Below are 3,852 nucleotides of genomic sequence, written 5' to 3'. Positions count from 1 at the left end.
CGATATTACCACCAGTGTGAACTGGCTCAGTGACAACACCGCAATTGCCACCGTGGATAGCCTGGGCGAGGTGGTGACGGTAGCGGTGGGCAGCACCAGTGTCTCCGCCAACCAGGACGGCATTGTCAGCAATACGGTCCCGGTCACCGTAACCAATGCGGTATTGACCAGTATCCAGGTGACGCCGGCGGTGGTGAACCTGCCCGCGGGCTTCAGCCAGCAGCTCACGGCACTGGGTGGTTTCAGCGATGGCAGCACCCTCGACATTACCACCAGCGTGACCTGGTTCAGTGACGACACCGCAATTGCCACCGTGGATAGCCTGGGCGAGGTGGTGACGGTGGCGGTGGGCAGCACCGCCCTTTCTGCCTTTCAGGGGGGTATTTCCAGCAATGGGGTCATGGTCACCGTAACCAATGCGGTATTGGCCAGCATCCAGGTGACGCCGACGGTGGTGAGCCTGCCCGTGGGCTTCAGCCAGCAGCTCACGGCCCTGGGTATTTTCAGCGATAGCAGCACCCTCGATATTACCACCAGCGTGAACTGGTTCAGTGGCGACACCGCAATTGCCACGGTGGATAGCCTGGGCGAGGCGGTGACGGTGGCAGTGGGCAACACCAGCCTTGTTGCCACTCTGGAGGGTATTCTCAGCAATGGGGTCTTGGTCACCGTGACCAGCGCGGTATTGACCAGTATCCAGGTGACGGTGACGGCGACGGCGGTGAACCTGCCTGCGGGCTACAGCCAACAGCTCACGGCCCTGGGTATTTTCAGCGATGACAGCACCCTCGACATTACCACCAGCGTGAACTGGTTCAGTGACAACACCGCAATTGCCACCGTGGATAGCCTGGGCGAGGTGATGGCGGTGGCGGAGGGCAGCACCAGTGTCTCCGCCAACCGGGACGGCACAGTCAGCGATACGGTGTCGGTGACCGTAACCAACGCGGTATTGACCGGTATCCAGGTAACGCCAGCGGCGGTGAGCCTGCCCGCGGGCTACAGCCAGCAGCTCACGGCCCTGGGTGGTTTCAGCGATGGCAGTTTCCGCGACATTACCACCAGCGTGAACTGGCTCAGTGACAACACCGCAATTGCCACCGTGGATAGCCTGGGCGAGGTGATGGCGGTGGCGGTGGGCAGCACCAGTGTCTCCGCCAACCAGGACGGCATTGTCAGCCATACGGTTCCGGTGACCGTGACCGCCGTATTGACCAGTATCCAGGTGACCCCGGCGATAGTGAACCTGCCTAAGGGCTACAGCCAACAGCTCACGGCCCTGGGTATTTTCAGCGATGGCAGCACCCGCGACATTACCACCAGCGTGACCTGGATCAGTGACAACACCGCAATGGCCATCGTGAATAGCCTGGGCGAGGTAATAACGCAGGCGGTGGGCAGCACCAGTGTCTCCGCCAGCCAGGACGGTATTGTCAGCAATACAGTTTCGGTGACCGTGCCCAATACGGTATTGACCCGTATCCAGGTGACGCCGGCGGTGGTGAGCCTGCCCGCGGGCTACAGCCAGCAGCTCACGGTCCTGGGTATTTTCAGCGATGGCAGCACCGCCGATATCACCGACAGTGTGGCCTGGCGCAGTGACAACGCCGCAATTGCCACGGTGGATAGCCTGGGCGAGCTGATGGCGGTAGCGGTGGGCAGCACCACTGTCTCCGCCAACCGGGGCAGCATTGTCAGCAATATGGTTTCGGTCACCGTGGCCAATGCGGTATTGACCAGTATCCAGGTGACGCCGGCAATGGTGAGCCTGCCCGCGGGCTACAGTCAACAGCTCACGGCCCTGGGCAATTTCAGCGATGGCAGCACCACCGATATCACCAACAGTGTGACCTGGCTCAGTGACAACACCGCAATTGCCACCGTGGATAGCCTGGGTGAGCTGGTGGCGGTGGCAGTGGGCAGCACCAGTGTCTCCGCCAACCGGGGCAGCATTGTCAGCAATGGGGTTTCGGTCACCGTGGCCAATGCGGTATTGACCAGTATCCAGGTAACGCCGGCGGTGGTGGTGAGCCTGCCCGCGGGCTACAGCCAACAGCTCACGGCCCTGGGTAGTTTCAGCGATGGCAGCACCCTTGACATTACCACCAGCGTGAACTGGTTCAGTGACAACACCGCAATTGCCACGGTGGATAGCCTGGGCGAGGTGATGGCGGTGGCGGTGGGCAGCACCAGCGTCTCCGCCAACCGGGACGGCGTTGACAGCAATACGGTTTCGGTCACCGCGACCAATGCGGTATTGACCAGTATCCAGGTAACGCCGGCGGTGGTGAACCTGCCCGCGGGCTACAGCCAGCAGCTCACGGCACGGGGTGGTTTCAGCGATGGCAGTTTCCGCGACATTACCACCAGCGTGAACTGGCTCAGTGACAACACCGCAATTGCCACCGTGGATAGCCTGGGCGAGCTGGTGACGGTGGCGGTGGGCAGCACCAGCGTCTCCGCCAACCGGGACGGCAATGACAGCAATACGGTTTCGGTCACCGTGACCAATGCGGTATTGACCAGTATCCAGGTGACCCCGACAGTGGTGAACCTGCCCGCGGGCTACAGCCAACAGCTCACGGCCCAGGGCAATTTCAGCGATGGCAGCACCCTTGACATTACCACCAGCGTGAACTGGCTCAGTGACAACACCGCAATTGCCACCGTGGATAGCCTGGGCGAGGTGGTGGCGGTGGCGGTGGGCAGCACCAGCGTCTCCGCCAACCGGGACGGCATTGTCAGCAATACGGTTTCGGTAACCGTGGTCAATGCCGTATTAACCAGTATCCAGGTGACCCCGACAGTGGTGAGCCTGCCCGCGGGCTACAGCCAACAGCTCACGGCCCTGGGTATTTTCAGCGATAGCAGCACCCTCGATATTACCACCAGCGTGAACTGGTTCAGCGACAACACCGCAATTGCCACCGTGGATAGCCTGGGCGAAGTGGTGACGGTGGCAGTGGGCAGCACCAGTCTTGTTGCCACTCAGGAAGGTATTATCAGCAATGGGGTCTTGGTCACCGTAACCAATGCGGTATTGACCAGTATCCAGGTGACCCCGACAGAGGTGAACCTGCCCGTGGGCAACAGCCAGCAGCTCACGGCCCTGGGCAATTTCAGCGATGGCAGCACCCTTGACATTACCACCAGCGTGAACTGGTTCAGTGGCAACACCAGAATTATCACCGTGGATAGCCTGGGCGAGGCGGTGGCAGTGAGGGCAGGCAACGCCAGCATTTTTGCCTTTCTGGAGGGTATTTTCGGCAATGGGGTCTCGGTCACCGTAACCAATGCGGTATTGACCAGTATCCAGGTGACGCCGACGATGGTGAGCCTGCCCGCAGGCTACAGCCAGCAGCTCGCGGCCCTGGGTATTTTCAGCGATGACAGCACCCTCGACATTACCACCAGCGTGAACTGGTTCAGTGACGACACCGCAATTGCCACGGTAGATAGCCTGGGCGAGCTGATGGCGGTGGCGGAGGGCAGCACCAGTGTTTTTGCCAGCCAGGGGGCATTGTCAGTAACACGGTGCCAGTCAGGGTGACCAGTGCCGTGGCTGTGCAACATCGCCTCTTACCAGGGAACACAAGAAGATGTGGACGGCAATCTGGTGACGAAGACTTTTTATTAAATCAATCTATCTGCGCCATGATTGGCGTATTGGTTCAATAAAAACTTGTAACACGCGGACCAAGCCGTGGCTTGGCACTTTTATTTTTTTAAATTATCGCAATGGAGTTCAGGAAAATGACTTTAAGACTCTTTTGGATTATTTTGCTCAGTGCCGTTCTGGCTGGCTGCGACTCCGATAGTAATGATAATAATAACAATCAGATCCCCAGACTA

The 3,852-nt window shown here is 59.6% G+C and carries 1 protein-coding gene; it reads left to right on the top strand.

Going from position 1 to position 3,852, the window contains the following annotated elements:
* On the top strand, positions 1 to 3,550 hold a 3,550-nt coding region (locus tag Q5Y71_RS16410; protein WP_306043164.1), incomplete at its 5' end, for an Ig-like domain-containing protein.
* Between the last annotated feature and the right edge of the window lie 302 nt (positions 3,551 to 3,852).

This window comes from Microbulbifer sp. 2205BS26-8, assembly GCF_030731025.1.
GTDB classification, from domain to species: Bacteria; Pseudomonadota; Gammaproteobacteria; order Pseudomonadales; family Cellvibrionaceae; genus Microbulbifer; species Microbulbifer spongiae.
This window is presented reverse-complemented; position numbering and strand designations above follow the sequence as displayed.